This is a genomic window from Marinobacter metalliresistant, from assembly GCF_038098645.1.
In the GTDB taxonomy this organism is placed as follows: domain Bacteria; phylum Pseudomonadota; class Gammaproteobacteria; order Pseudomonadales; family Oleiphilaceae; genus Marinobacter; species Marinobacter metalliresistant.
In genome coordinates this window covers 722233-744484 of the sequence record NZ_CP101118.1, presented here as the reverse complement: position 1 = coordinate 744484, position 22252 = coordinate 722233, and the positions used below count along the sequence as shown (strand labels likewise).

Genomic DNA, 22252 nt, shown 5'->3' with positions numbered 1-22252 from the left:
GTAATGGATGTAGGCGTATGACGATTGAAAGGATTCGTTTTCGCGGTTTGATCCGGGCGGTATCTCCGTTCCTTGTACTGTTCGGCGCCCTTTTCCTGCTTATCTGGCCCACCGTTGAGGGTATTGTCAGCCGCTGGTTCAAGTTTGACGAATCCTATTCCCATGGTTGGTTGCTTCTGCTGGTTTCCGTTGTACTGGTAGTAAGGACGATAAAACGGGAATCACCTGTTTCCGGTTTTTACCCGTTATGGCTGGTGCCGTTTGCTCTGGCGTTAATGGCGTATGGCCTGGGCGATATACTGCGCCTGCAGGCACTGCAGGAGATAACGGTTGTTCCCCTGTTACTGGGTGCGCTTGCCATCCTGCTGGGTTGGCGGCAGGTGAAGGCGTTCATTATTCCTGTCGGCGTGCTTATCTTCGCGGTACCGGTCTGGGATTACCTGTCCTGGACGCTTCAACTGATTACGGTCGAGATCAATCAGTTGTTATTGGGCCTGTTCGACATTGAGTTTGAGGTTGAGGGAGTATTTGTTTATCTCATCGGTGTGGGTGCCTTTGAAGTGGCCCATGGGTGTTCTGGTTTGCGCTACCTGCTGGTAGGGCAGTCACTGGCGGCACTTTACGGTGAGCTGAACTTCCGGCGCCTGCGTTCCCGTGTCCTGTTTTTCCTGATAGCTGTCCTGTTTTCGCTGTTGGCCAACTGGATTCGTGTGTTCGTGATTATCTACATGGGTTATGAGACGAACATGCAAACCAGCCTGATTCGGAATCACGATAACTTCGGTTGGTGGGTGTTTGCGGCTGCTCTGGTGCCTTTATTTTTCATTGGGCGCAAGCTGGAGCTGAGCCAAGCAGAGCAGAGGTTGCCGGGCGAACCCGCACCGGATGCCACCGGTAAAAAAAGCCACCGGCGGCTTTGGACTGGCGTTCTGGTGGCTTCGGTGCTGCCTGTTATTATGTGGGTCCTGCTTCCATCGTCGGCAGGGCAGATAAAGCCGTCGCCGGATGCGTTTGACTTCAGCCTGAACGAAGAACGCTACGCTCCGCTATTCGGAAACCGGCTGAGCGGCTGGCGGCCGCAAATGCGGAACCCGGACCTGGTCTTCGCCCAGACCCTGTTTGATCGCAAGACCGTTACCGGTGAGGCGGGACCCGAGCAGCAGTTGTTTGTGGGTGTGTACAGTTACGAGAATCAGCGCCACAGGGCGGAGCTTGTGCAGTACTGGAACCGCATTTACGACCGTGATGACTGGATGCCAGAGCGGTTCTTCAAAGTAACGTCGCCTTCAGGTATTCCTCTTCAGGGTGTGACTCTGCGAAGCTTTTCTTCCGGCAAGCGAGTCCACCTGGCTTATGGATATTATGTTTCCGGTTTGTGGGAGACGGACCAGTTGCGCGCAAAGCTCGCCCAGGTTTTGAGCCTGTTCAGCGCGCGCACGGACGCGTCCCTGGTTATTTTCGGTGTGGCGTGCGAGGAATGTGATGGCGAAGTCGCAGTGGGTGGCCTGGTTAAAAATACCCTGCCGGTGATTGTTAGCCAGATTGATCGGCACTTTTACGACACTTTTACGAGTAGCCACGAGTAGCGCGATCAGGCAATACGCAATCGCGCAACCGCCATGTGAGCCAGGCTACCCCCGGTCACCATACTTCTCCAGCACCCGTTTTGCGTCCGCATCGCGACCATTGGCGCGATAGGCCTCAACCAGGTGCATCGCAATTTCCTCTGAATCAGGCTGTAGTTCGTGGGCTTTTTCAAGCACCGGCAGGCTTTCCTCTGTTTGCCCCGCCTCGAACAGGATCCAGCCGTAGGTGTCGGCAATGGCGGCGTTGTCGGAGTTCAGCTCGAAGGCTTTCCTGGCCAGTTCCATGGCGCGGTTGTCGCCTTGCTGGTGATAAATCCACGCCAGGTTGTTGAGGGCCACCACGTTTTGAGGGGTTACCTCAAGCAGTTCTTCATAGGGGGGTATCGCCTTGTCCGGTGCCTCGTTTTCTTGATACAGCACGGCCAGGCTCATAAGCACCTGAGGGTTGCGTGGAAACGCCTGGCGCGCATTTTCGAGGGATTTGATCGCCTTAGTGCTTTGTCCCGACCGGGCCAGAGAGCGGGCGTAGGCTAATTCAAGCTCGGCGGTTTGTTCCCGTTCAAGGGCAAGCTGATAGAGCTCGGCGGCTTCCTGGTACTTTTCCTGCCTTTCAAAATAGCGGGCTTCAATACGGAAAGGAGTCGCGGATTCGGGATGTTGTTGTTTAACGTCTCTCAGGATGTTCCGGGCTTCTTTGGCATTTCCCTGGGTGAACTCAACAACAGCCGCCTGGATACCGATCTCTTCGTTATCAGGGAAGAGTATGCGGCCCCGGCGGAGCACATCGGCGGCCTGTTCCAGGCGGTCCCGCTGGGCCAGCTGAGTGGCAATACCGTGGTACACGGAGGCAACCAGTGATTCTGCCGGGGCGGGGCTGGATTCTTCTTTCCGTTCAAGCAGGCCCGCGGTCAGTTCATCGGCCCGTTGGGTGTCGTTGTCAATCAGCGCCGATTCCAGCAATATCAGCCTGGGGCCATACGCGCCCGGCTGTTTCTCCCGGACCCGCTCCATCAGCGCTTTCAGTTCTTCACGCGGCATAACCGAGGAGATCCCCTGCAGTGCCTGACGATTGTCCGGGAACCGTTCAATGGCACGGCGGTAGTAGTCTTTTGCCTGATCTGTCTCACCGCGCAACCGTGCGAGATTGCCAAGGGCGTTAAGCCCGGCAGGGTTCTCGCTATCCGTCTCTACCGCTCTCTGGTAATACCGCCTGGCTTCCTCGATATTCCCTGCGTTGGCGGCGATATTGCCGCGAGTAACCAGTGCGGCAACACTTTTGGGTTGCTCCTTTACCCAGTCGGAAGCCGCGGCGATGGCTGCATCGTTGTCGTTGGCGGAGACATGGGCCTGGACGACCAGCAACCTTGCCCGCTCCGATTCCGGATCCTTCTCCAGTACCCGGTTGGCCTGTTCAATGGCCCTGCCGGTCTTGCCGGTGCGCACCAGATAGGTTGCATATCGCAGCCGCAGGCTGTTGTTGTCGGGGGCCAGATCCAGGGATTTTTCGATGAACTGTTCACCGCTCTCGCTGTCGCCGCTGACCAGCGAGGCGATGCCCACCAGCGCCAGGGTTTCCGGGTCTGAATCCTGGTCTTTGAGATTGGCAAGAATTTCCCTGGCGCCTTCCGGGTTGCGCATTTGGAGGCGGGTGGCCGCAAGCAGTTTCCTTGCCTGTTCGGAGTCTTCCATAGTGGCAACCGGCGCCAGCAGGGCTTCTGCTTCTTCCGGACGCCCCTGGCGATAGCGAATAAGGCCCAGCATCAGTGCGGCCTGTTCCTGGCCCGGTGCCTGGGCCAGTACTTCCTCAAGATAGCGTGCGGCGTTATTCAATTCGCCATTGTTGAACGCTTCCTGTGCCGCTATCAGGTTACTCCTGATGGTGCCAGGCGCTGATTTGGCGAGAATTTCCTCGTAGACAAAGGCTTCAGCGGATTTTCCCTGCTCCCGCAGGACATCGATCAGCGCTGTCATGGTTTCGAACTTTTGGTAAGTCATAATGTCGTACTGGCCGATGGTTTCCAGTGCGTTGGCGTAAGCTTGCTCGGCGTCAGCCCATTGTCCGGCGGCGTGGGCCAGCCTCGCTTTCCAGAGCCAGAGTTCCACGTTGTCCGGGTTCCGCTCTTCAGCCTGGGTAATGTATTTGTCACCCTGCCCGGATTTATTCTGGGTATAGGCCACTTTCGAAAGCCCGATCAGTGGCTCAGCTGCGTTGGGATCGATGTCCCGGGCGGTGGAATAGGCTTCCCTGGCGGCGTCCGACCGACCTGCCGCCAGGTGGATGTCCCCCTTGATAAGGGCGGCTTTCAGCTGCTGGGCCCTGTCCGGGTCCTGCAAGTCCTCCAGGGCAACCAGTGCTTCTTCATGTTTCTGTTGCATCAGCCTGGCCTGGGCCCAGATCAGGGCTGCTTCGTTGAGATTCTGTTGGCTGATGGACTGTTCACCAACGTTCGAGAGAAGTTGATCCAGTTGCCGTTCGGCATTGCGGGCATCACCGGCGGTGAGCAGATTATTAATGATGACAAGGTAAGGCTCTATGCGATCTGGCTGCAATTCAATCGCACTGCGCGCCTCCAGCGTACTGGCCTTGAGCTCACCCTGGCGCTGGAAAAAACGCGACTGGTCCAGGCGGCTGATATACTGGATCTCTTCCTGGCTCATTTCATTGTTGTTGTCATTGCCGCAACCGGTGAGGGCCAGCGAAATGGCAACTGAAAGAAGGGTGGCACGTACTGCTGACACTGGTTTCATGGCCCTGTTCCTTTCCCCTGTTGGGTTTGGTATTGGATTCCCTGTTTTCTGATCAGGCGCTTGACGACTCCGGTGAGGCTTTTATCCGGTATTTGTCGGTCAGGTTGTAAAGCGTTGGCCGGGTGATGCCCAACAGGCGCGAGGCCTGTGCCATATTGAAGCCGCAGGACTGAAGCGCCTGTAAAATGGCCGCCCGTTCGGCGTTTTCACGCACTTGTCGCAGGTTGAGCTGGCTCTCCGGGCCTTCCTCGTCGCAGCTGAGCTGCAAGTCGGCAGCGGTCACCCGTTTTCCATCCGCCATAATGATGGCCCGTTTCACCTTGTTGATCATCTCCCGAACATTGCCCGGCCAGGGGTGGCCCTTGATGGCCTTGATGGCGTCTTCAGTAAAGGCGAGGTTGGGGCGGTCCATTTGTTTGCCCAGGGATTGCAGCAACGACTGCGCGACCACAAGGGCATCTCCTTCCCGATCCCTCAGGGCAGGTACGTCCAGGGTGATTTCGCTGATGCGGTAGTATAGGTCCTCGCGGAAAGTGCCCTGCTTAATGAGCTCCTGAACGTCCTGGTGGGTGGCGCACACCACACGCACGTCCACCGATACCGGTTTTACCGAGCCAACCCGGTCGATCACCCGTTCCTGCAGGAACCGCAGCAGCTTTGCCTGCAGGGCCAAAGGCATGTCGCCAATCTCGTCCAGGAAAAGGGTGCCGCCGTTTGCACTTTCTATTTTACCTTTCTTACTTTGGGTGGCACCGGTGAACGACCCTTTCTCGAACCCGAACAGTTCGCTCTCGAGCAGGTTTTCGGGGATGGCGGCACAGTTGATGGCGGCGAAAGGTTTTTCCCCACGATGGCTCAGATCGTGAAGGGCGCGCGCCAGCAGTTCTTTGCCGGTGCCGGTTTCTCCGGTGATCAGCGTGGTGACATCGGTGGGAGCGACTTTTTCGAGGGTTCGGCAGATCGAGAGCATCTGGGGGCTGGCGGCAACAATGCCCTTGATGTTGGTGCCATTACGCTGGAGCGCGAGCTCCCGGTTATCCCTTTCCAGCTCCGCCAGCCGGAACGCACGGTTCACTACAAAGGTAAGGATGTCGGCATCCAGAGGTTTCTGGTAGAAGTCGCTGGCGCCCATGCCAATGGCTTTCACGGCGTTTTCTTTGTCTTCACGACCGGTAACGACGATTACCTTGGTCATCGGCGCCAACTGGAGAATGTCCTCAAGCAGTCTGAAGCCTTCTGTGGCGCCACCCGGGTCCGGTGGAAGCCCCAGATCAAGGGTTACCACCTCCGGCTCCTCCCGCCGCAGGCAGGCCAGAGCCGTCTCCCGGTCCGACGCCAGGGATACTTCCAGGTCTCCGCTGAAACACCAACGCATCTGGCTCTGGAGACCGGGGTCATCTTCTACAATCAAGAGTCGTTTGATCACAACGGCAACAAGTCCCTTTAAAGATACTGCCTCACTACTGATTCTCGGCTGAATATTGGCACTTTGCAATGCTGGTTTCCGTTCCTGTTCAGTGACGACAATTAATTGGTGCTTTGCATGGGGTCCTGGGAAACGGAAACTGGCTGCGATGCCTTGACATCCTGTGTTGTGGGTTTTTCGTTCGCGAGCGGGATCCGGATGGAAAAACAAGTGCCGATATCCGGTTCACTGGTGACATCAATGTTGCCTCCGATTTTCCGGATGTATTCGCGGGCCTGATACGCGCCGATGCCCATGCCGGTCAGCCCCTTGGTGCTTTCGAATGGCTTGAATAACTGACTTGAGATAAATTCTTTGGTCATGCCTGTTCCCGTATCCTGAATGAACAGGACCGCGTTGCCTCTTGCGATTTTCAGGGCAATTGTGATTTCGCCATTCCGCGGGGTGGCGTCCTGGGCGTTTTGAATGAGGTGGCCGAGAACGCTACGGAGCTGCTCAAGGTCGGCCTTGATGATGACATCCGGACTTTCTCCTTCCAGATGCGGGGCTGGCGCCTGATGTTGATGATGCTCGATAAGCTCTGTTACCAGCTTCGTAAGATTTACCGGCTTTAACGGGTCCTCATTATCGCCGCCAGGTCTGCGAATGTGATCCACCAGGCTCGACATTTTCCGCACGGCATGGTCGGTGGTGTTGATCATGTCATCAATAAAGGCGGGGTTATTCCGGTGCTTTGGCGCGTTCTTCACCAGAAGCGACAGCTGGGCAATCACTGTTTTGAGGTCGTGAACCATAAAGGCGGAGGCCTTGCTTACCGCCTCGAACTGCATCGCCCGGGAGAGCCGGTTTTGCGCATCGGCCTGGGCGAGCAGGTTGCAGGTCTGGCGGGCAACCACCTTGATCAGGTCAAAGTTCTCCCAATTCAGGCCCACACGGGTATAAGGGATACCGATCAGTGCCATTCCGTAGAGATCGTTGCCCAGATACAGCGGAATGATCAGCCATCCGTCGGGGGTTTTTGCTATGGCATCCGGTATTTCCATGAGGTTGTAGGCGACCGGGTCTGATTGGTATTCATGCAAATCGACAATCCATTCGCGGTTTGAGAAAAAACGGACCAGCTCCGCATCACTGTCAATAAGGGTGTGCCTGGGGGTGGACAGGTTGACGACAGCTTGCAGGACATAGTCTTGCCCTTCTCCTTTCAGCCAGATTGCACCGCCATTGCTTTCGACCAGGCCCGCCAGAATTCGGATTACACGTTCAGGGAGTGGCGGATCGTTGCTAAGGTCTGCCAGCTCCCGGGTCATTTTCAGCCATTCTTCCCGGTAATCGTATTTGTAGCCGAAAAAGTTCTGGCTGATCCGCACCATCATGCTGGCGCGGATTCGTCGCGACAGCATGAGTGTTGTCAGGAAGACCAGCGAGATCGTGAAAAACAGGACCTGGAGTGCATCGCCCCATTCACCGCCGAGTGCCTGAACATAGTAACCACCCATGGCCAGGAACAACAGATAACCACCTGCGAATACCAGGGTTCCGGCGTGAAATACCGCTGAACGGGACAGCTGGAAATTGACAGGTTGTTTGCGTGTGTTGATGAGGTTGACCGCGAGCAGGGGGGTAAGCAGGGCATTAACGAACCCGCGGGCGTTCCAGAAGGAATCCGCTACCTGCCCAAACAGCAGGGCATCGGTATACATGAAGAAATCAAAACCGAGAATGCTGGCAACGCCAATGCAGACATATTTGATGCTGGAGCGGCCAAAGTTGGGGGAGTTTCTCCAGATCTGCTCCACAAGCGAAAGGCCCAGCAGGGAAAGGCCAATCTGGCCAAGCAGTTTGACTTTGCCGGTGGAGATGTCGACGCTTCCGAAATGCTCGATCACACCGGTGCCGATTAACAGAACAAGCAGAATGACAGCGCTGGCGCGGAGGATTTGTTTCACCTTGCCGGTGAGTCTGTTTTCCCGGAGCCCGTCTTTAAGCAGGGCAAACAGCAGGTAAACCCAGGCGGCGTCCCGGACCAGTTCGGTCAGGTAGCGAACGTTGAAGCCCGGGTGCCCCCAGAGACTCTGGCTAACGATGGCAAGCGCCCATAGGGCCGAGGTGGCCGCTGCGAAAGCAAGTGCCCTGTCCACGCCACGACGCAAGTGGTGCGCGGCTACCAATATTCCCAGTAGCCCGAAGGTAATTGCCGCCAGCGAGTAGCTGAGTACGTCCATGTTACTGAACATGCCCTATTGCCCCGAAAGGTTGCCGAAAAAGGTGCTGAGAAAGATGAACCCCAGTCCCAAAAGATGAACCCCAGTAAGAGCATAGCCGCGTTTCGCGCCCAGGGTAACCTCAACAAACCGCAGAGCGCACTAAACGGGCCTCTTGTTGTCCCGGTAGAACCGGAAAATCTCCTTCAGTGGCCGTTTGGGTTTGAAGCTGAATTCCCTGGCAAACGCCCGCCCGTCAATCACCACCGGGTATTTGAAGAAAGCCAGCAGATAGGACGGAAAGCTTTTCAGCTTCAGGGTACCGAGGATGAATTTCGGCAAAGCAGGTGGAATTGAAGGCACCGGGACGCGCTTGCAGCCACACAGTTTGAGTGCGTGCTGGTAAGCTACCCAGTCCTGTGGGGCAACGTTGTACACGCCCCGTGTCGGTTTTTTATAGGCCAGGACGATGGCGTCTGCCATATCGTCAATATGGATGAACTGCATCATCGGGGAGAAGCCGGCCAGCACCGGTGCCCGCTCACTCGCCAGCAGCGTGCTGATGGTATTGCGCACACCGGGGCCAACGATGTTGCAGGGCCGCAGAATGGTGATGTTCAGTTCCGGGTAACGCCAAAGGTAAATGTTGGCCAGATTTTCCAGCTCCACGGAATCCACCAGATCGGCACTCAGGCCGGCACTTTTCAGCGGTGCGGACTCATCAATAAGCGCAGGGTTGTAGGCCACCGCTCCGTAGACATGAAACGTAGACAGCACCACCACGCGCTTGATGCCGTATTTGTGGCTCAGGTCCAGCAGTTTCTGGGTGCCGAGCACATTCGCATTGTAGCGTCGCATACGGGTGAGCTGGCTGGACATGATGCGGCCCATGTGGATTACGCCGTCAAACCGGTAGCGCCGGAACAGGTCTTCGAAAACGCGTTTGTTAAGATCGATGCAGTAACTGGGGATGTCGTCGCCCAGGTAGACCTGTTCCCGGAAATCCACCGCCACCAGGTCGCAGGTGTGCCGGAGCTGTTTGATCACCTGCTGGGCGAGGGCGCCGGCGGCACCGGTTATCAGGATGTGGGGTCTGCGTTGTTCGGTCATCAGAAAAGCCTTTTCCGTTCGCTCAGTCCCTTGTCGATCAGCCGGCTGATCTCGGCCTTGACCTGTTCCACCCGTTCAGTGACCTGTTCTTCCGGAATTTCCAGGTCGCCAAAAACCATGGGTGCTCCAAAATTCAGGTGCACCTTGGCCGGAAATACCACGGGCAGGGCAACGGGGGCGTAGGGGATGCCGAGGGCTTTGGCCAGGGGCTTGATGTTGGCGATGGCCGGGATGGTTTCCTCGCAGCCCACCACACCTACCGGCACGATGGGCGCCTTGTACTTCATGGCCAGGTGCATGAAGCCGTTGCCGAAGCGTTTGAGCTGGTAGCGATCCTGGTAGAGCTTGCCGGAACCGCGCACGCCTTCGGGGAAAACGATGACGGCTTCGTCGTTGGCGAGCATCTTGGCGCAGTTGACCGGGTCTCCGAGTACCGCGCCCACTTCGTTGAGCAGATTGCCCAGCCAGGGCACGGTGGGGAAGAAGCGTTCGATCATGGCCCGGGGGATGCGGGGATTTTCCTTTCGGGTCGCGAGGGCGTAACCAACCAGCAGTCCGTCAATCGGTAGCTGGCCGCCGTGATTGGCAATGATGAGTACGGGGCCTTCCGCGGGTATATTTTCCACCCCATGAGTTTCTACCCGGAAGTACTTCTCATAAACCCGTTTGGTGATCGACAGGCCATACTTCATGGTTTCGTTATTGTAGCCCCAGGGGTCGTACCCGAGGGTTCCGATGGGTTTGCGGATCCGGTTGATATGGTCGTCCAGTTCCGCTGGAACCAGTCTGGACTTCAGAAACGATGCCAGGCTCATGCTTTCCTTCCGATAAAAACGCCCAAGGTGTGGCTTTGTCCATTATTTAACACCCGGTAATCGCCTGCGGCATTGGCGGTTTCGACGCACAGCATCGATTGCCAGGCCGTGTCCGGGAAGTCCGACAGTTTTGCGGCCTTGGCGGGGCCGGGGTTCCAGACCACCGTTGAGTCGCTGCCCACAGCGGAAAGCTTACGCCCGGTTCTGGGTGTCACGATAGTCAGCGGTTCACCGCTCTCATAAATCCGGTCGGTTTCGCCTTCGAAATAGACCGGGCCGTCCTGTGTCCGGTATTCCCAGTTATCCAGGGTATCTGTGTATTGACTGCCACCAAGCCCCAGAACCCGTGTGCGGCTGATGTCGCTGGTGGGAAAATAGCTGTGCAGAGCCTGGGTGAAGGCGAGGGGGTCATTCCCCAGGTTTGTGGTGGTCAGTGCCAGCTGGCAACCCCGGATAGAGAAGCTGAAGGTGAACAGGGCCAGGGCGTGACCGGTCCAGACATTGCTGAAATCCTCATTGGCGTCCAGAGACAGGCTGATTTCTACCTCATGGGCGCTCTCGCGGACGTCCTCCAGCTTCCATAGGGCTGTGCGGGCAAAGCCATGGGCGCTTTCGGTATGAATCCGTTTCCGGACCTCTGGTGCGTTCTTGCCAGGATCGCCAAACCAGGGCCAGCAAACGGGAATGCCACCGCGGATGGCCCGGCCCGGTTCAAATCGGGCGGTGGGGCTCATCCACAGCCAGTCCGCTTCGTCCTGGGGTGCAAAACGGGCCAGGTGGGCGCCTTGCAGGACAATGGTGGCCTGAAACAGGGGGTGGTGCACCTCAAGCGCTTCCAGTTGCCCGATGGTTTTCCAGCGTGTGAAGGACCACTGGCCCGGAGTGAGTGATATCGGTGGCCTGTTACTGCTTTCTGACATGGTGAGCTACTGCTGACTGAAGCCGGTTAAGTGTATTCGCTTATACAGAGAGTAAATTAAAACTGCCGCTCCGGCGAGAATTGCGCCTAAAATACGCGCAAATTCTGCATAAGGCCCGCCGATGGGAACGCCCGTTGTCACCCCCATTCATGATCCCCTGATCGCTCCTGCCAGTGCGGTGCAAGTCGCTGTTGCTGGTAGTGATGTTCAGTCAGTGGGCCTGGTGCACGATCGGCCAGGCGCGGTTTCTGAAATCTGGCTGGATGAGCTGGCCCTGGGGCTGAGCGAGCAGGGCTGGATGGCACTGGATGTGCGGGCCCGGCTGGGCAGCGACCTGTTGGCGGCGTTACAGCAGGAAGTGGAAATTCTGGACCGCACGGATGCCATGCAAAGGGCGGGCATCGGCCGGGGCAACGATCTGGTGCGTGACCGGTCGGTTCGCCGTGACAAGATTGCCTGGCTGCAGGGGATCACCGCGCCCCAGGCCGCCCTGTTTGAATTCTTTGATGCTATCCGCCAGGGACTGAATCAACGCCTGTTCCTCGGCCTGAAGCGGTTTGAAACGCACTACGCCACTTATCATCCCGGGGATTTCTACAAAAAGCATCTGGACAGCTTTCAGGGCCGTGCGTCCCGTGTGGTCAGCCTGGTGCTCTATCTCAATGAGGACTGGCAGGCAGCCCACGGCGGCGCGCTTCAGGTGTTCAATCGGGATATTGAATACGAGGCATGCGGCACTGTGTTGCCCGAGGCCGGTCGCATGGCATTGTTCATGAGTGAAGAGATCCCCCACGAGGTGCTTCCAGCGAATCGTACCCGTTACAGCCTGGCCTGCTGGTTTCGCCAGGACGAGGTGCCCTTGCCGCTCTGAAAGCGGGTATCTGCGGTGGCTGTGGATTTCTCATTGTAGTCGGCAAACCCTTTTGCTAATATGCGCGCCGCTTTCAGGGAATTGTCCTGAAACGCCGTTATGGTGGCTCCATTGGTGCCTCCGCAACATGAAACCGTGAACCCGGTCAGGCCCGGAAGGGAGCAGCCGAAGCGGTGGAATTGTGTGCCGGGGTGTCGCTGATGGAGTCACCCCCAGTTTTCCCTTCCTGTAGTTGTTGTTACTCTGATTTTGCTAGTTGTTATTACTCTGATTTTTCCTCGATACCCGTAACCTTTGCTGCCTGTTTCCGGGATGAAGTTTGCTTCTTCTCACAACCGGTCCATGCTAAGGTTAAGCCCGTTTTTTCGCTGCAGTTGACGGAACATGAGCTACCAGGTACTTGCCCGTAAATGGCGCCCACGCACCTTTGAGGACATGGTGGGCCAGGAACACGTGCTCCAGGCGTTGATTCACGCCCTGGAAAGCCAGCGTCTGCATCACGCATACCTGTTCACCGGTACCCGGGGGGTGGGCAAGACCACCATCGGCCGTCTTTTGGCCCGATGCCTCAACTGTGAAACTGGCATTACCCCGAATCCCTGCGGCGAATGCTCCAGCTGCAGGGAAATTCAGGAAGGCCGGTTTGTCGACCTGATCGAAATTGATGCCGCCTCCCGCACCGGCGTGGACGATATGCGGGAACTGACGGACAACGTTCAGTACTCGCCAAGCCGCGGCCGCTACAAGGTGTACCTCATTGACGAGGTGCACATGCTGACCAACCAGTCGTTCAATGCCTTCCTGAAAACCCTTGAGGAGCCGCCGGAACATGTCAAGTTCCTGCTGGCCACGACGGATCCCCAGAAACTGCCGGTGACGGTGCTTTCCCGGTGCCTGCAGTTCAACCTCAAGCGGATGACACCGGAACACATTGCCGGCCACCTGAGGCACGTGCTGGGCGTGGAGGAGATTCCGTTCGAGGAACCGGCGCTCTGGCTTCTGGCCCGTGCTGCGGACGGCAGCATGCGGGATGCCCTGAGTCTGACCGACCAGGCCATCGCTTTTGGTAACCAGAAACTGGCGGCCGGTGATGTCAGCAATATGCTGGGCACCATTGATCAGCGCGATATTGAACGTATCGTGAGTACGCTGGTTGAGGGGAATGGCCCGGCCCTGCTGGCGGAAATCAGCCGGATTTCGGATTTTGCACCGGATTACAGCGTGATCCTGGCTGATCTGCTTTCCCTGTTTCACCGGGTTACCATGGAACAGGTGGTGCCCGGAAGCGCCGATAACGCCCTGGGCGATGCGGAACAGGTGCAGTCCCTGGCCCGCAAACTCAGTGCCGAGGATGCCCAACTGTTCTACCAGTCTGCCCTGATTGGTCGAAAAGACCTGGCCATTACGCCGGATGCCCGTATGGGGTTCGAGATGACCCTGCTCAGGATGCTGGCTTTCCGGCCGGGTGCTGATCGCCGGGAGCCGCCCGCCATAAGTTCCGGCGGCCAAAGCGCCACGTCCGAGCCGCGGGATGAGCCCGACCCGGCCCCGGAACCTGACCAGCCAGAGCCTGGGCAACCTGAGCCTGAGCAGTCCGTGCCTGAGCAACCGGAGCCTGAGCAACCTGAGCCTGGGCAACCTGAACCTGAGCAGTCCGTACCTGAGCTTGAGTCTGAGCCAGAACCGGAGTCTGAGTCAGAACCCGAGTCTGAGTCAGAACCCGAAAGCGTTGCTCGCGAGCCTATGGGCGAATTTGTCTGGCACCGGGATTTTTCGGAGCTTGGCATTGTAGGTATGCCCGGCAATCTGGCCAGCCACGGAGCCATGGCCCGGGATGGTGACGCGATCACCCTGACCATTGACGAAGGCCACGCACGGCTCCTGAGCAGCCGGCACGAGGAAAAGATCCTGGCCGCCTTGAGAAACCGCTTTGGCGACGCCATTCAGTTACGTATAGAGCAGGGCGATCCGGGGCCGCACACACCGGCGGCCTATGACGCAGGGCAGCGAAGGGCCCGCCAGGAAGCGGCGGAAGCATCCATTCGGCGGGACCCGGTCGTACAGTCTATTGTTGAACGATTCGGGGCGCGGGTAGTCGAAGAGAGTATCCGGCCGGTAGAGACGGCGGAGACTGCAAAGACAAAAAGGCAAGCAGGAGATAAGGCATGATGAACAATATGGGCGATATGATGAAAAAAGCCCAGAAAATGCAGGAAGAGATGCAGAAAGCCCAGGAAGAAATCGCGAAAGCGGAAGTCACCGGTGAGGCCGGTGCCGGGCTTGTGAAAGTAACCATGAACGGCCGTCACGACGTTCGCAAGGTGGCTATTGATCCGTCGCTGATGTCCGAGGAAAAAGACATTCTGGAGGACCTTCTGGCTGCCGCAGTGAATGACGCCGTACGCCGGGTTGAGGCCAATCAGAAGGATAAGATGTCCGGTATGATGTCGGGCCTGGGCCTGCCTCCCGGTTTCAAGATGCCGTTCTGAATTTCATCCTGCCGTAGTCTGAGGACATTTCATGGCGTTCAGCCCCCTGGTTGACGAGCTCGTCGAGTCCCTTCGTTGCCTGCCCGGTGTCGGGCAAAAGACCGCCCAGCGCATGGCCTTTCACCTGCTGGAGCGGGGCCGTTCCGGCGGCACCCGTCTTTCGGAGGCGCTGAACCAGGCCATGAACGGTGTGCGGCGCTGTGAAAGTTGCCAGAATTTTGCCGATACCGAAATCTGCGGCATCTGTGACAATCCCCAGCGACGCACCGGAACCCTGTGTGTGGTCGAAAGCCCGTCAGACCTGCTGGCCATTGAGCAGGCGGGTGATTACCGGGGTGGCTATTTCGTGCTGATGGGGCATCTGTCACCCATTGATGGCGTGGGGCCCGGAGAAATCGGCATCGAGCGGTTGTTGAGGCGGGTTCGGGAAGAAAGTGTTGCCGAGCTGATTCTTGCGACTAACCCCACGGTTGAAGGCGAGGCTACGGCTCACTACATTGCGGACCGGCTTGATGGCCGCGGGATTCTGATTACCCGGCTGGCCCATGGTATTCCGGTGGGTGGCGAGCTGGGCTACGTTGACGGCTTTACCCTGACCCACGCTTTTCGAGGCCGTAAACCTCTCTCCGAATAAATCTGACCAGGCATTTCTATGGATATTTCTGCCCAGGCCGCTGCCGCTGTTGATGTTCCTCCGGCACCCGCCAGCATCCACTGGATCCGGGAGCCGGAGGCGCTGGATCAGTGGCTTGATCGCGCACCCGGCAAGCCCCTGGCACTGGATACCGAATTCGAACGGGTAAACACGTTTTATCCGATTCCGGGCCTGGTTCAGCTCGGACTGGATGGCGGGTTTTGTCTTGTGGACCCGGCCGTTGCCGAACAATCCCGCCGTTTCCGCGAGGTGCTGACCGATCCGGAAACGCCCAAACTTCTGTATGCCATGAGTGAAGACCTGGAGCTGTTCCGTCAGTGGCTGAACCTTGAGCCCGCCGGCGTGACAGACCTGCAGATTGGCGCCGCCATGGCCGGTGCCGGGTTCTCCCTGGGTTACGCCAGGCTGGTGGAAACCCTGTTCGGCGAAACCCTCGACAAATCCGCTACCCGGTCCGACTGGCTGGCCCGGCCTTTGAGTGAGGCTCAGCAGCGCTATGCCATTGACGATATCCGCTTTCTGGAACCCATGTACGAGTGGGTAACCGGTTTGCTGCGGGAACGGGGCCTGGAGGCTGCGCTGGCGGAGGAATCCACGCGATTCGCCAACGAACTGGCCGGGCAGGAAGATCCGGACAGTCATTACCTGAAGCTCCGGGGCGGCTGGACACTCACTCCACAGCAGCAGGGCGTGCTCAGGGAGCTGGTTCGCTGGCGGGAACTGGAATGCCAGAAACAGGACCGGCCGCGCAACCGGGTGCTGTCGGATGCCTTGCTGATCGCCATTGCCGAAAATATGCCGGGCTCCCAGAGGGAGCTTTCAAACATTCAGGGCGTGCCTTCCGGCGCGGTCCGGCGTTACGGCGACACCCTTATCGAACTTGTTAGCAAGGGGGCAACAGCGGATAATTCCGGCCTTGAACGCATCGCTCCGCCGTTGTCGAGGGATCAGCAGGGGTTTTTCAAGCAGTTAAAGCGGTTATTCAGGAAGGCGGCAGAAGATGCTGATATTCCAATGGAACTGCTTGCGCCCAGGAAGCGGCTTGAGAAAGTGGTGCAGCACCGTGATCTGGCGCAACATGAATTTTTTCAGGGCTGGCGGGCGCAGATTCTGGCTCCGGTTCGCGCTGATATCGAGGAATTACTGACGTCATGAAAGAGCGGGAATTTGTTTCTGTATTCCGTAGTAGCAAAAAGAGCGACACCTACATTTTTGTCCGCCGTGGCCAGGAATGGGAGGAGCTTCCGGAGAGCCTGCGTGGCATTTTCGGGCAGCCTGTTCATTCCATGGATCTGGTAGTGACGCCAGACCGCAAGCTGGCAAGAACAACCGGCAAGCAGGTGCTTGAGGCCATCGGGGAGAAAGACTTTTTCCTGCAGATGCCCGAGGAGAGGGAAGGTTACGTGGTGGACTTCCGGAAGAAGCCGGAGCAGCGCAACCCATGATTGCCCAGGTGGCGTTCTGGCAGCGCAAGCGCCTGGACGAAATGACACCCGGGGAATGGGAATCCCTGTGTGACGGCTGCGGAAAATGCTGTCTGAACAAGCTGGAAGACGAAGACACCGGCGAGGTTTATCACACGGACCTGGTGTGCCGTTACATGGATGAAGAGACCTGCCGCTGCACCGTTTATGGCGAGCGGCTGAAAAAGGTTCCGGGTTGCACAATGCTGACACCGGGCACCGTCACGGACTACCATTGGTTACCCTATACCTGTGCCTACCGAACCCTGGCCGAAAGCCGGCCACTGGCGGACTGGCATCCGCTGCGAAGCGGGGATCCGGATTCGGTGCACGAAGCGGGCGTTTCCATCCGTCACCGGGCTGTTTCAGAGGCCGGGGTGCCGGAAGAGGACTGGCAAGAACACATCATTCACTGGATTCTGTAATGATCGATACCGATGCACAAATGGCCTACGGGATTTTCTGGGCCGCCTACGCCATTGCCTTCGTCGTGTTCTTTTACATGATGAAGAGTCTGATTCGTTTTCTGCCCCTGTATGGGTTCAGAACCCTGATACTCGCCGCACTGGTCGCCCTGCTGCTGACCCCGGTGGAATCTCCGGAGGTTGCTGACTGGTGGATTCCGGCCTGGTTGTATGGGGGCTACGAAATAATTCTTGGGGAGGCGGATGCCGCGGGCCGGGCGCTGTTCAACCTTGGCCTTGCCGGTCTCGTGATGCTGCTGGTCTGGGTGCTGGACCTGGTTCGTTATCGTCTGGTTCGTCGGTAACATCAATCAATAATAAGAACGGATGGATGCCTTGAGAGCGATTAAACCGAGATTGCTGAGCCTGTTTGCACTGGTTCTCGCATTCAACCTGCCCCTGCCGGTAACGGCGCAGGAGGCTGATGATGTTCAGTTGCCCGGACAATCGGATGTGCGGATTATTGTCGATATCTCCGGCTCCATGAAGGACACCGATCCGACAAACCTGCGTCAGCCTGCCGTAAGACTGCTTGCCCGACTCTTGCCAGAGGGCGCGACGGCCGGGGTCTGGACCTTCGGGCAGTATGTGAACATGCTGGTTCCGCACCGTGAGGTGAACGATCAGTGGCGGGATACGGCCATCGGGCGCTCGGAGCAGATTAATTCTGTTGCCCTGAGAACCAATCTGGGCAAGGCCATTGAAGTTGCCAGCGATGGTTACTACACCGACGGTGATCTGAGCAGAACCCACTTTATCCTGCTGACCGATGGCAAGGTGGATATTTCCGCCGATTCTGCTGCAAATTCTGCCGAGGAGCAGCGCATCCTTGAAAAGATTGTTCCCGATCTGGTTGCCAGGGGCGCTACTTTTCACCCGGTCGCGCTTTCTCAAGCCGCTGATACGGATTTTCTGAGGGCGCTGGCCACGAAATCCGGCGGTCGCTATCAGATTGCTGAAACCGCGGACGCCCTGAACCTTGCTTTTCTGGAGGCCCTGAACACGGCGGTTCCCCAGGAACAGATTCCGATTGAGGGCGACGGCTTTACTGTTGACGACGGCGTTCGTGAGTTTACCGCTCTGATCTTCTGGGGTGAGAAAGAAACTACGGCCACCCGTGAGCTTGAGCTGATTGGCCCGGATGGCGGCGCAGTCAGCCTGGCGGATTCCCCAGACAACGTCCGTTGGGCAAGAGAAGCCGGGTACGATCTGGTTACGGTGAATGACCCGCCCGCCGGGGAGTGGCGACTGAACGGAGAACTGGGTGAGGGCAGCCGGGTGACGGTGGTCAGCGATCTGCGAATGGTGGTCAATCCATTCCCGGCCACCTTTTCTTCGGAACGTCCGGTCGATATCCGAATCGCCTTTTTTGAAGAACAGGAAAAGATCACCAACCCGGACTTTTTGGGAGTCCTGGACGTTGAGCTGACCATCACCTCCGAGGATGGCCGTAGTGGAACAAAGGTGTTGTCAGCCGGGCAACCACCGGAAGACGGTACCTATCGGGATGCGGTCAGGCGGCTGCCGGCTGCCGGCCTGTACCGGATGGATGTGGTTGCCGATGGCCAGACCTTCAGCCGCAAGTTCAGTGCGACTGTCGGGTTTACGGTTCCGGAAGGCGCCGAACCTGCCGAACCGGTTGGTGAGCCATTGGGCGCGCCGCAACCAGAGGCTGAAGCACCAGAACCAGTGGCTGAACAGCCTGAGCCGGAGATTGCCCCACCCATAGATGTGAGTCAGGTAGAAGAGCCTCCTGCGCCGACGGCCGAGCAACCTGAACCAGAGCAACCTGAGCCAGAGGGCCCCGCATCGGAGTCAACGGAACCGGCGGAGGGGCAGGATAGCTTCCCGGTACCCATGTCGGTGATCGCTGCCGCTGCGGGTGGGGTTGCACTGTTTGCCGGCGTTGTATGGGTCGCCCTTCGTCAGCGCAAGAAGCGCCAGGAGGCCCTGGCGGAGGCTGCTTCTGAGCGGGAGGCTCTGGAAGACCTGGAAGAGAAGCCCGAGTCCGAACCAGAACCGGAACCCGAACCGGAACCGGAACCGGAACCGGAACCGGAACCGGAACCAGAGGAAATTCCGGAGGTCACTGAGGAAATGCCGGACGATGATAGGGCGGAACTTGAAGCGGTGATCGATGAGCACGAAGCGGCGCTGAAGGCCGGCGATGAGTCGCTGGATGAACCGGAAGTGCAGACGGAAGAGGATATCCCGGTGGCCGATACGCTGGTGGAGGAAGAGCCCGCTGATTCGGATGAGGACGTTCCGGAACTGGAAGACGTCGCCGATCCGTCTGACGCCGACCTCCCGGAAGACGATGACGATGAGGAATTCGGGCTTGAGGATTTTGACCTGTCCGAGTTCGACGATTTACCCGATTTTGACCAGGACGATTCCGGATTGCCGGATAACGGTCCGAAAAAGAAACCCGACGACAAAGATCAGAAAAAGTAACCAACAGGAACCAGACCATGAAGTTTACCGGTACCGAGAACTATGTAGCCACCGATGACCTGCAAATGGCCGTCAACGCCGCTATCACACTTCAGCGTCCGCTGTTGATCAAGGGCGAGCCCGGCACCGGAAAAACCCTGCTGGCGGAAGAAATGGCCGCAGGCCTTGGCATGAAACTGATCCCGTGGCACATCAAGTCCACCACCAAGGCCCAGCAGGGGCTTTACGAATACGATGCGGTATCGCGCCTGCGGGACTCGCAACTGGGTGATGAGAAGGTCAAGGACATCGGCAATTACATCGTCAAGGGCAAGCTCTGGGAAGCCTTTGAAGCCGATGAACAGGTGGTTCTGCTGATTGATGAAATCGACAAGGCTGACATCGAATTCCCCAATGACCTCCTGCTGGAACTCGATCGCATGGAGTTTTTCGTCTATGAGACCCAGGAATCGGTAAAAGCAAAGCACCGGCCGATCATTGTCATCACCAGTAACAATGAAAAAGAACTGCCCGATGCGTTTCTGCGCCGGTGTTTCTTCCACTACATCAGTTTCCCGGACCATGACACCATGCAGGCTATCGTGGATGTCCATTTCCCGGGCTTGCAGCAGGAAATCGTTCGTGATGCCCTGGAAGTGTTTTTCGATGTACGCAAGGTGCCGGGGCTCAAGAAAAAACCCTCCACCTCGGAGCTGATTGACTGGCTGAAGCTGTTGATGGCCGATGAGCTCTCGGCAAAAATGTTGCAGGAGAAAGATACCAGCTCGGCGTTGCCGCCTCTGTACGGTGCCCTGGTGAAGAACGAGCAGGATGTGCACCTGTTGCAGAAGCTCGCCTTCATGGCCCGTCGCCGCAGCTGATACTCAGCAAGAACATTGGCAAGAGTCACGTTTTATGTTGATTGATTTTTTTCTTGAAGTCCGGCGCGCAAAGGTACCGGCCAGCCTGCGGGAATTCCTGGATTTGCTGGAAGCCCTGCAGCATCGGCTCGCCTTTGCCGACATGGAAGAGTTCTATTATCTGGCGCGTCTTTGCCTGGTCAAGGATGAGCGCCACTTCGACAAGTTTGACAGGGCTTTCCAGGCGTATTTCGAGGGCATCCAGAACCTGGATGACCTGCTCGAAGCGCTGATTCCGGATGACTGGCTGCGGGCCGAGTTCGAAAAGCACCTGTCCGAGGAAGAGAAGGCCCAAATCGACTCTCTCGGTGGTCTCGAGGAGCTGATCGAGACGTTCAAGAAGCGCATGGAAGAGCAGCAGGAACGCCATGCCGGGGGTAACAAGTGGATTGGCACCGGCGGTACCTCGCCATTCGGTGCCAATGGCTACAACCCCGAAGGCTTCCGGATCGGCCAGAAAAACGGCCGCCATGGCCGGGCCGTCAAGGTGTGGGAGAAGCGTGAATACAAAGATCTGGACGACAGCATTACCCTGGGCATCCGCAACATCAAGGTGGCGTTGCGGCGGTTGAGGAAGTTTGCCCGCCAGGGTGCGGCGGACCAGCTGGATATGGACGACACCATCCGCTCCACCGCCCGGAATGCCGGTTACCTGGACCTGAAAATGGTGCCGGAGCGGCACAACGCGGTGAAGGTGCTGATCTTCTTCGACGTAGGCGGCTCCATGGACCCGCACATCCGCGTCTGTGAGGAGTTATTCTCCGCCGCGCGTCTCGAATTCAAGCACATGGAATATTTTTACTTCCACAACTTTATCTACGAGAGCGTCTGGAAGAACAACATCCGCCGGATGAACGAGACCATGAGCACCTGGGACATCCTTCACAAATACACGCCGGACTACAAAGTCATCTTTGTGGGTGACGCCACCATGGCGCCCTATGAGATTTCCCACCCGGGCGGCTCGATTGAGCACTGGAATGAGGAAGCGGGCGCCACCTGGTTCCAGCGCATTTCCGACCACTTCCGCAAGGTAGTCTGGCTCAACCCGTTGCCCGAGAACTACTGGGGCACCGGCGGCTCACTGGGCATGACCCGGCAGCTGGTTAACGACCACATGTACCCGCTCACCGTTGAAGGCCTTGAATCGGCCATGAAGCAACTGAGCAAATAAAAATGGGGTCAGATGAAAATGGGGTCAGATGAAAATGGGGTCAGATGAAATTTTCATCTGACCCCATTTTCATCTGACCCCAAACTAAAAAAGCCGATGCGGTTGAGGGCATCGGCAAAGCTCGGCATATCAAACGGAGTCGCCGGTCAGGCTTTCCCGTCGCCTTCGATTCAGCAATTACAGGGCCAGTTAAACTAGACGTAATCAAATCAATTGGTTGGTAGTATCCGGATTCAGGTTCTATGGCCCGTCTGCCTTGGCCACTTCTGCTTTTGTCAAATAACTCGACACTCGATCTTCCCTCTATTGGTTCCGCGTTTTCCATTTGGTGATCTGGATACCGTTCTTGGCGGTTACCAAGTGTTACGCTTTCTGCCGATCTGTTACAGAAGTTTGCGTGGGTTACAAAGGCAGGAGGCTTATGTTCGGCATACAACAAGCACAAAAGCGCCGGATTCATGAACGCAGAACGTTCATCGGCTGGTTGTTTCCGTTATTGCTGCTGCCCGCTCCGGTAATGGCGGCGGCGTCGCTGGATGAGGAGATAGAGGAGCTGAGCGCCGAGGTTGCCGGGCACTCTGCCAGCGTCTTTGCCCTTGAGCAGAAACTGCTGCATCCCGCCAATACCCGACTGGCAGTTTTTCTGACACTCCAGAGCCGGGATGCGCTTGATCTTGATTCGGTGGAGCTGTTCGTAAACGGCCAGCCAGTCGCTTCCCATCTTTATACCGAAAGAGAACGGGCCTCACTGGAACGCGGTGGGGTCCAGCAACTGTTTACCGGCAATCTCAGGAACGGCGACCACGAGCTGAAAACGGTTATAACGGCCCGCTCCGCCAATGATGATTTTGTTCGCCGCGAATCGGTACACCGTTTTCAGAAACGCCCGGGCACCCTCCGGTTACAGATGAGTCTGGAGGCGCGTGCACCGGACTATGAACCCCGGGTTTCGTTTGTTGAGTGGAAGTAGGTTG

19 protein-coding genes and 1 other RNA gene are annotated in these 22252 nt (G+C 57.5%); 14 read left to right on the top strand and 6 right to left on the bottom strand.

Annotated elements, in window-relative coordinates; genetic code table 11:
- Positions 1–17: 17 nt before the first annotated feature.
- Entirely contained in the window at positions 18–1586 is a 1569-nt protein-coding gene (gene xrt / locus NLK58_RS03480; protein ID WP_341582051.1) for an exosortase, read from the top strand.
- 45 nt (positions 1587–1631) lie between these two features.
- Here the strand turns inward: xrt and NLK58_RS03475 are convergent, their stop codons facing one another.
- From NLK58_RS03475 to NLK58_RS03450, 6 genes are all read right to left on the bottom strand, one after another.
- Entirely contained in the window at positions 1632–4334 is a 2703-nt protein-coding gene (locus NLK58_RS03475; RefSeq protein WP_341582050.1) for a tetratricopeptide repeat protein, read from the bottom strand.
- A gap of 52 nt (positions 4335–4386) precedes the next feature.
- Positions 4387–5709 carry a PEP-CTERM-box response regulator transcription factor gene (prsR, locus tag NLK58_RS03470; RefSeq protein WP_341582763.1) on the bottom strand — a complete coding sequence of 441 codons (1323 nt, stop codon included), beginning with the start codon at positions 5707–5709 and terminating at the stop codon, positions 4387–4389.
- 152 nt (positions 5710–5861) lie between these two features.
- Positions 5862–7997, bottom strand: a complete 2136-nt coding sequence (prsK, locus tag NLK58_RS03465; protein ID WP_341582049.1) for an XrtA/PEP-CTERM system histidine kinase PrsK — start codon at positions 7995–7997, stop codon at positions 5862–5864.
- A gap of 129 nt (positions 7998–8126) precedes the next feature.
- Positions 8127–9074, bottom strand: coding sequence for an SDR family oxidoreductase (locus NLK58_RS03460; RefSeq protein WP_303286323.1), 948 nt, complete (start codon positions 9072–9074; stop codon positions 8127–8129).
- Positions 9074–9889 carry a lysophospholipid acyltransferase family protein gene (locus tag NLK58_RS03455; RefSeq protein WP_341582048.1) on the bottom strand — a complete coding sequence of 272 codons (816 nt, stop codon included), beginning with the start codon at positions 9887–9889 and terminating at the stop codon, positions 9074–9076. The genes NLK58_RS03460 and NLK58_RS03455 overlap by 1 nt, the downstream gene beginning before the upstream one ends.
- Positions 9886–10809 carry a D-hexose-6-phosphate mutarotase gene (locus tag NLK58_RS03450; protein ID WP_117617277.1) on the bottom strand — a complete coding sequence of 308 codons (924 nt, stop codon included), beginning with the start codon at positions 10807–10809 and terminating at the stop codon, positions 9886–9888. Before NLK58_RS03450 ends, NLK58_RS03455 begins: the two co-directional genes overlap by 4 nt.
- A 121-nt stretch (positions 10810–10930) precedes the next feature.
- Here NLK58_RS03450 and NLK58_RS03445 point away from each other — a divergent pair, with 121 nt between their 5' ends.
- The 13 genes from NLK58_RS03445 (at position 10931) to NLK58_RS03385 (ending at position 22248) form a co-directional block, all read left to right on the top strand.
- Entirely contained in the window at positions 10931–11680 is a 750-nt protein-coding gene (locus tag NLK58_RS03445) for a 2OG-Fe(II) oxygenase (protein ID WP_341582047.1), read from the top strand.
- A gap of 109 nt (positions 11681–11789) precedes the next feature.
- Positions 11790–11886, top strand: an RNA gene (gene ffs, locus NLK58_RS03440) — signal recognition particle sRNA small type.
- Positions 11887–12064: 178 nt separating this feature from the next.
- Entirely contained in the window at positions 12065–13849 is a 1785-nt protein-coding gene (gene dnaX, locus NLK58_RS03435; RefSeq protein WP_341582046.1) for a DNA polymerase III subunit gamma/tau, read from the top strand.
- Positions 13846–14169 (top strand): YbaB/EbfC family nucleoid-associated protein, encoded by a 324-nt coding sequence (locus NLK58_RS03430; RefSeq protein ID WP_341582045.1) that lies wholly within the window; start codon positions 13846–13848, stop codon positions 14167–14169. Before dnaX ends, NLK58_RS03430 begins: the two co-directional genes overlap by 4 nt.
- A gap of 31 nt (positions 14170–14200) precedes the next feature.
- Positions 14201–14803 (top strand): recombination mediator RecR, encoded by a 603-nt coding sequence (gene recR / locus NLK58_RS03425; protein WP_341582044.1) that lies wholly within the window; start codon positions 14201–14203, stop codon positions 14801–14803.
- Positions 14804–14821: 18 nt separating this feature from the next.
- A complete protein-coding gene (locus tag NLK58_RS03420) occupies positions 14822–15979 on the top strand; it encodes an HRDC domain-containing protein (protein WP_117617272.1) in 1158 nt (385 codons plus the stop codon).
- Positions 15976–16269 (top strand): YcgL domain-containing protein, encoded by a 294-nt coding sequence (locus NLK58_RS03415; RefSeq protein ID WP_117617271.1) that lies wholly within the window; start codon positions 15976–15978, stop codon positions 16267–16269. The genes NLK58_RS03420 and NLK58_RS03415 overlap by 4 nt, the downstream gene beginning before the upstream one ends.
- Entirely contained in the window at positions 16266–16712 is a 447-nt protein-coding gene (locus NLK58_RS03410) for a YcgN family cysteine cluster protein (protein ID WP_117617270.1), read from the top strand. Before NLK58_RS03415 ends, NLK58_RS03410 begins: the two co-directional genes overlap by 4 nt.
- On the top strand, positions 16712–17056 hold the full coding sequence (locus tag NLK58_RS03405; protein WP_341582043.1) for a hypothetical protein: 345 nt from the start codon (positions 16712–16714) through the stop codon (positions 17054–17056). Before NLK58_RS03410 ends, NLK58_RS03405 begins: the two co-directional genes overlap by 1 nt.
- Positions 17057–17078: 22 nt before the next feature.
- Positions 17079–19205: a vWA domain-containing protein gene (locus NLK58_RS03400; protein ID WP_341582042.1), complete on the top strand. Its 2127-nt coding sequence runs from the start codon at positions 17079–17081 to the stop codon at positions 19203–19205.
- A 17-nt stretch (positions 19206–19222) separates the two neighbouring features.
- Complete coding sequence (locus NLK58_RS03395; protein WP_117617267.1) at positions 19223–20065, top strand: MoxR family ATPase; 843 nt, start codon at positions 19223–19225, stop codon at positions 20063–20065.
- Between the two features lie 34 nt (positions 20066–20099).
- Positions 20100–21278, top strand: a complete 1179-nt coding sequence (locus NLK58_RS03390; RefSeq protein ID WP_117617266.1) for a VWA domain-containing protein — start codon at positions 20100–20102, stop codon at positions 21276–21278.
- A gap of 421 nt (positions 21279–21699) precedes the next feature.
- The gene (locus tag NLK58_RS03385) at positions 21700–22248 is read left to right on the top strand and encodes an AraC family transcriptional regulator (protein ID WP_341582041.1); all 549 of its coding nucleotides are present in this window, start codon (positions 21700–21702) and stop codon (positions 22246–22248) included.
- The last annotated feature ends 4 nt before the right edge of the window (positions 22249–22252 follow it).

Coding starts and splice junctions, on each gene's coding strand:
- NLK58_RS03475 (WP_341582050.1), bottom strand. CDS start 4,334: ATGAAACCAGTGTCAGCAGTACGTGCCACCCTTCTTTCAGTTGCCATT.
- NLK58_RS03460 (WP_303286323.1), bottom strand. CDS start 9,074: ATGACCGAACAACGCAGACCCCACATCCTGATAACCGGTGCCGCCGGC.
- NLK58_RS03385 (WP_341582041.1), top strand. CDS start 21,700: ATGTTCGGCATACAACAAGCACAAAAGCGCCGGATTCATGAACGCAGA.
- NLK58_RS03450 (WP_117617277.1), bottom strand. CDS start 10,809: ATGTCAGAAAGCAGTAACAGGCCACCGATATCACTCACTCCGGGCCAG.
- NLK58_RS03415 (WP_117617271.1), top strand. CDS start 15,976: ATGAAAGAGCGGGAATTTGTTTCTGTATTCCGTAGTAGCAAAAAGAGC.
- xrt (WP_341582051.1), top strand. CDS start 18: ATGACGATTGAAAGGATTCGTTTTCGCGGTTTGATCCGGGCGGTATCT.
- prsR (WP_341582763.1), bottom strand. CDS start 5,709: ATGCGTTGGTGTTTCAGCGGAGACCTGGAAGTATCCCTGGCGTCGGAC.
- NLK58_RS03390 (WP_117617266.1), top strand. CDS start 20,100: ATGTTGATTGATTTTTTTCTTGAAGTCCGGCGCGCAAAGGTACCGGCC.
- NLK58_RS03430 (WP_341582045.1), top strand. CDS start 13,846: ATGATGAACAATATGGGCGATATGATGAAAAAAGCCCAGAAAATGCAG.
- NLK58_RS03395 (WP_117617267.1), top strand. CDS start 19,223: ATGAAGTTTACCGGTACCGAGAACTATGTAGCCACCGATGACCTGCAA.
- recR (WP_341582044.1), top strand. CDS start 14,201: ATGGCGTTCAGCCCCCTGGTTGACGAGCTCGTCGAGTCCCTTCGTTGC.
- NLK58_RS03420 (WP_117617272.1), top strand. CDS start 14,822: ATGGATATTTCTGCCCAGGCCGCTGCCGCTGTTGATGTTCCTCCGGCA.
- NLK58_RS03405 (WP_341582043.1), top strand. CDS start 16,712: ATGATCGATACCGATGCACAAATGGCCTACGGGATTTTCTGGGCCGCC.
- NLK58_RS03410 (WP_117617270.1), top strand. CDS start 16,266: ATGATTGCCCAGGTGGCGTTCTGGCAGCGCAAGCGCCTGGACGAAATG.
- dnaX (WP_341582046.1), top strand. CDS start 12,065: ATGAGCTACCAGGTACTTGCCCGTAAATGGCGCCCACGCACCTTTGAG.
- NLK58_RS03445 (WP_341582047.1), top strand. CDS start 10,931: ATGGGAACGCCCGTTGTCACCCCCATTCATGATCCCCTGATCGCTCCT.
- NLK58_RS03400 (WP_341582042.1), top strand. CDS start 17,079: ATGGATGCCTTGAGAGCGATTAAACCGAGATTGCTGAGCCTGTTTGCA.
- prsK (WP_341582049.1), bottom strand. CDS start 7,997: ATGTTCAGTAACATGGACGTACTCAGCTACTCGCTGGCGGCAATTACC.
- NLK58_RS03455 (WP_341582048.1), bottom strand. CDS start 9,889: ATGAGCCTGGCATCGTTTCTGAAGTCCAGACTGGTTCCAGCGGAACTG.